We start from the raw sequence: 4,701 nt of genomic DNA, 5'->3' as shown, positions 1-4,701 counted from the left end.
AGGGCCATCCGGTTGCGGCAAGTCTACAATTCTGAGAACTATTGCGGGATTGGAAACTGCCACCAGCGGTAATCTTTATATTGGCGATACTTTGGTGAACGATATCCCCCCCAGGCAAAGAGATGTGGCGATGGTGTTCCAAAATTACGCCCTTTATCCGCATATGACGGTGGCGGAAAATCTGGCTTTTGGGTTGCAAATGCGAAAATTTGACCGGAAAGCAATGAGAGAAAGGGTGGAAAAAGTGGCGCGATCGCTCGATATTTTTCACCTGTTAGATCGGAAACCCAAACAGTTATCGGGAGGACAGCAACAACGGGTAGCCTTGGGAAGGGCGATCGCACGCGAACCGAAAGTTTTTCTATTAGATGAACCTTTATCTAATTTAGATGCCCAATTGCGAGATGATACGAGGGCAGAGTTAAAACAATTGCACCAGCGCGTAGGAATTACTACGATTTACGTTACGCACGACCAAGTTGAGGCGATGACGCTAGCTGACAAAATTGTCGTGTTGAATCGAGGTAAAATTCAACAAGTTGGCGAACCGCAAACAGTTTATGCGCGTCCTGCCAACAGAACGATCGCGACATTTTTGGGTAGTCCGCCCATGAATATTTTGTCTGCAACTTATGCGGGAGATAGCTTTAAGTTAGGCGAGCAATTTTTAGCTTGTCCGGCAATTATTCGCGAAAAGTTACAACTCAGAGAAGGACAAAGTTTGGATATGGGTATTCGGGCAGAAAATATTAGAGTGGGGGATATTAAAGAAAACGATCGCTATCCGCTTTTTGTGGAAATAAAGGTGATAGAACCCCTGGGAAGAGAGACTTTAATTCGTGGGATTTTAGCGGAATCGGGAGTGCATATAAGTTTTTATGCAGCGCCAGAATTGAGTCTGCGGGCGGGCGATCGCATCCCCATACAACTGGATCTCGATCGGTTGTTTGTGTTCGATCCCGCGACCGGCGATACTCTCTATCCTTTACTTTGAATTTCTGCTATTTACTCTTTTGCAGTCAATTCTATAATTGTTTCAAACTCGAAGTTGTCTACTAAATCCTCAAGAGCTTGCGCCAGCAACGTATATTCTGGGGGAATTTGTCCAATCAACTCTGAAACCATGTCATCGCTGCATTGTGCGGCGGCATAGTGTAGTTCTGCCACCCACAACTCTGGCATTTGGGAAAAGTAATGTTTAAAATCTTCTGGCGTCAAATTTTTTTGCGATCTGCGGTTTCTGTCTTGTATTTCGGATGTTTTATCTTCGTAAATATAGGCGACTTCTAGATATTGACTTAATTTTTCTAGTAAGATTTCTTCTCGAAATGGCTTGCCGATAAAATCATTACAACCTGCTGACAAGATACTTTGCCGATCGTCCTCAAAAGCGTTGGCAGTAAGAGCAATAATTACTGTCGATCGCTCCTGTCCGATTTCTCTTGATTTAATATATTTAGTAGCTTCATAGCCATCCATGACTGGCATTCGCATATCCATTAAGATCAGGTTTGGCTGCCAACTTTCCCACAATGCGATCGCATCTCGACCGTTTTCGGCTTCTCGCACCAGAAAGCCAATCGACGTTAATAATGTCACTAAAACCATCCGGCTTTCAAAGCGATCGTCAGCTACCAAGATGCGACATTCCGGTTGATTGGGTGCCAAAGAAATTACCTTGCTCTGCGGTCGATCTGCCTTAACTTTACTTGCGTCGGCGAGCGTTATTTTAATATAAAAACTAAATGTGCTGCCTTTACTTATTTGGCTGCTAACGCTAATATCTCCTCCCATCAGCTGTACGAATTTGCGGCTAATCGGTAAACCCAATCCAGTACCTTGCTGAGATTTTCGACCTGATGCTGTTTGCCCGAACGGTTCAAACAAAAGATTAATTTCTTCTGGCGCAATGCCAGGGCCAGTATCTGATACTTCAAAGTATATTATGATTTGTTCGGACTCGTTATTCGAGATTCCTAATTTTTTGACAAATTCTTCCGGATTAATAGCTGATACCCGCAGCTTTACACAACCTTCTGTAGTAAATTTGATGGCATTACCCAGAAGATTAATTAAACAAGAACGCAATTTACCTTCATCGCTTTTCACATATTCTGGAAGTTCCGGTTCGATTTCAAAGATTAACTGTAAACCTTTGGATTCCGTTCTTAAGCGAAACATTTTTTCCAGACTTTCTAGGAGGTGAATTAAGTCAAAGAAATTTTCGTGCAACGTAATTCTGCCTGCTTCAATTTTGGACATTTCCAACACATCGTTGATCAAATCCAGCAGATGTTCGCCAGCACGATTGATAATTGCCAAATATTGCTGATGCTCTGCGGATATGGATGAGCTACGATTCATCACTTGGGTAAAGCCGAGAATGGCGTTGAGCGGGGTACGCAGCTCGTGGCTCATATTCGCCAAAAATTCGCTTTTGGCACGGTTAGCTGTATCTGCGGCCAATACAGCTTGTTGCAGCGCTGCCGACTGTTTCTCAGTCTGCTGGAGCAATTCTGCCTGCTGCAAAGCGACTCCCAACTGATTGCCAATTTGCACGACAACATTGATTTCTGCTTCTTTCCACTGGCGAGGGCTAGAATTTTGATAAGCTCCCAACAAACCCCACAGTTTATTGCTAGAAAAAATAGGGACAATTATGTAGGCTCTGGCTTGAAATCGCTCCAAAAGGTGAATGTAAGGCGAGGGAAACTCAGCTTGGTAAATGTCTGGGATACAGAGGTAATTTACGCTTTGGTTGTCAGTGGATGAAGTTTGTTGCTGGTAACTATCTCCCGGAGATGCGTCCTGATTGCACAAAGCTTTCACAGTGCAACGACTGTCTTGTATGGTATCTTTGGCAAAATGAGGGTCGTTGTGTTGTTGTCGCAGCAAAGAAATCCACTCGCTTCCCACCGACTCCGCGACAAATTCGCCCGTCCAGTCAGGATGGAATTGATAGACGACGATGCGATCGCAATCGATCAGAAGTCGCAATTCTTGCGTTGTGGCGGTGAATATACTTTCGATATCCAAAGTCTGCCGCATACGTTCAATTACTCTGGCGATCGCTTTCTCTCTTTCTGCCATCTGGCGCAGGGTTTCTTCTGCTTGTTTGCGTTGCGTGATATCGCGCCCTTCTGTCACCAGCAACACTACGTTTTGACTGGAATCAAACACTGGTTTGATCGAAAAATCGATGGTAGCGATTGTGTTGAATGCACCCAAAATCTCTACTTCGTAGCGGACGATTTCGCCTTTGGCAGCGCGTGCGATCGCTTCTTTTAATTCCTCCTGTTTTGGTTGCAGGGAAGCAGCTTTCTTTTGCCGAGCTTGGGAGCGCTTTAAATTATTGCCCCCACCAAGCTCACTTTTGCGATCGGCTTTTTCTTTCGGATTTTTTCCCGGTTCCATCCACCATTTTACTTCCCAAAACAGACGCCCCAGCAGATCCGATCGCTTCGTTGCCGTGAAGTCGAGCGCTGTTTGATTTACATCCAGCACAGTGCCATTCGGTTGCAGTACCCCCGTGAATTGGAAACTAGAGTTAAAAATAGCGCGAAAGCGCTGTTCGCTCTCACGCAGAGCTACTTCTGCTTTGTGGCGATCGCCAATATCAAAAATTACCCCATCCAGCCATATAATTTTATCATTTGCATCAAAAATTACCTGACCTTTTTCGTAAACCCAAGCAATGCTACCATCGGCTTTAACTATTCGGTATTCGATGCAGTAAGGCTGTTTGTTGCTGATACCTTCCCGGATAGTCTTTTTAACTTTATCTTTATCTTCAGGATGAACGATACTGTCAAAGGAGCGCACTCGCTCGTTAATAAAATCGCTGGGTGGATAACCGGAAATTTCTAGAATTGCATCGCTGATAAATACCATTGTCCAATCGGAATGGCAAAGACAGCGGTAAACAGCACCAGAAATGTTGCTAACTAAAGTTCTCAACCATTCTTCTCTTTCTCGCAGTGCTAGCTCTGCGTACTTGCGCTCTCGCGCTTCGATCGCCAAAGATACTAAATTGGCGATCGAGCGAGCGAAATTCTCGTCTTCCGGCGTCCAATGACGAGCAAATCCAACGTGTTCCAAACATACAACTCCTGCCGTTTTTCCCTTTACTCTGATCGGCATATCCAACATAGATGCGATACTTAATGGCGTTAGGTAACACGAGGAAAATTCTTTAGTTCTGGGATCGGTGTGGGCGTTTTCTGCTGCGATCGGTCTCTCTTGCTGCAAAGCTTGAAAATATGCCGGATAGTCTGTCTCTAACAGTTCAATTCCTTGGCTATGTCGGTTGTGACTTTTTTCAAATAGGTCAAGGCATTGTATTTTTGTAGGGCTTTCGTTGTACAACCATACACTAGAACGTTCAACCCCAACGTTTTCAGCACAGGCTTCTGTAATTTCTGCTAAAGCTGCTTTTAAATCTCCCTCATTTAGGGCTAGACTTTGGGCTAATTTTGTCAAAACTAGGTTATGGTTGCTCAATGCGATCGCCCTTTGTCGGACTGCTTCCTCTGCACGGATGCGCTCCCGAACTTCCTGTTCCAATTGCGCTTTTTGTTCCCGCAATTGTTTTTTCTGACGTACAATCATAAGTTGGTTTTCTACGCGGGCTATGACTTCTCGATCCTGAATTGGTTTGGTGATGTAGTCTATGCCCCCAACACTAAAAGCTTTCATCTTATC

At 44.5% G+C, this 4,701-nt stretch carries 2 protein-coding genes; one reads left to right on the top strand and one right to left on the bottom strand.

The genetic code is table 11. The features are described from left to right. The coding region (locus H6S82_RS18905; protein WP_191056552.1) for an ABC transporter ATP-binding protein at positions 1 to 994 on the top strand (994 nt) is incomplete at its 5' end. 11 nt (positions 995 to 1,005) lie between these two features. On the opposite strand, the gene H6S82_RS18900 is transcribed toward H6S82_RS18905, so the two are convergent. Beyond that, positions 1,006 to 4,701: GAF domain-containing protein (locus H6S82_RS18900; RefSeq protein ID WP_191056551.1), on the bottom strand; the 3,696-nt coding region annotated here is incomplete at its 5' end.

This window comes from Planktothrix sp. FACHB-1355, from assembly GCF_014748295.1.
GTDB classification, from domain to species: Bacteria; Cyanobacteriota; Cyanobacteriia; order Cyanobacteriales; family Aerosakkonemataceae; genus Aerosakkonema; species Aerosakkonema funiforme_A.
Note: the sequence above shows the minus strand (reverse complement) of the source record. Positions and strands in the feature narration are given on the sequence as shown.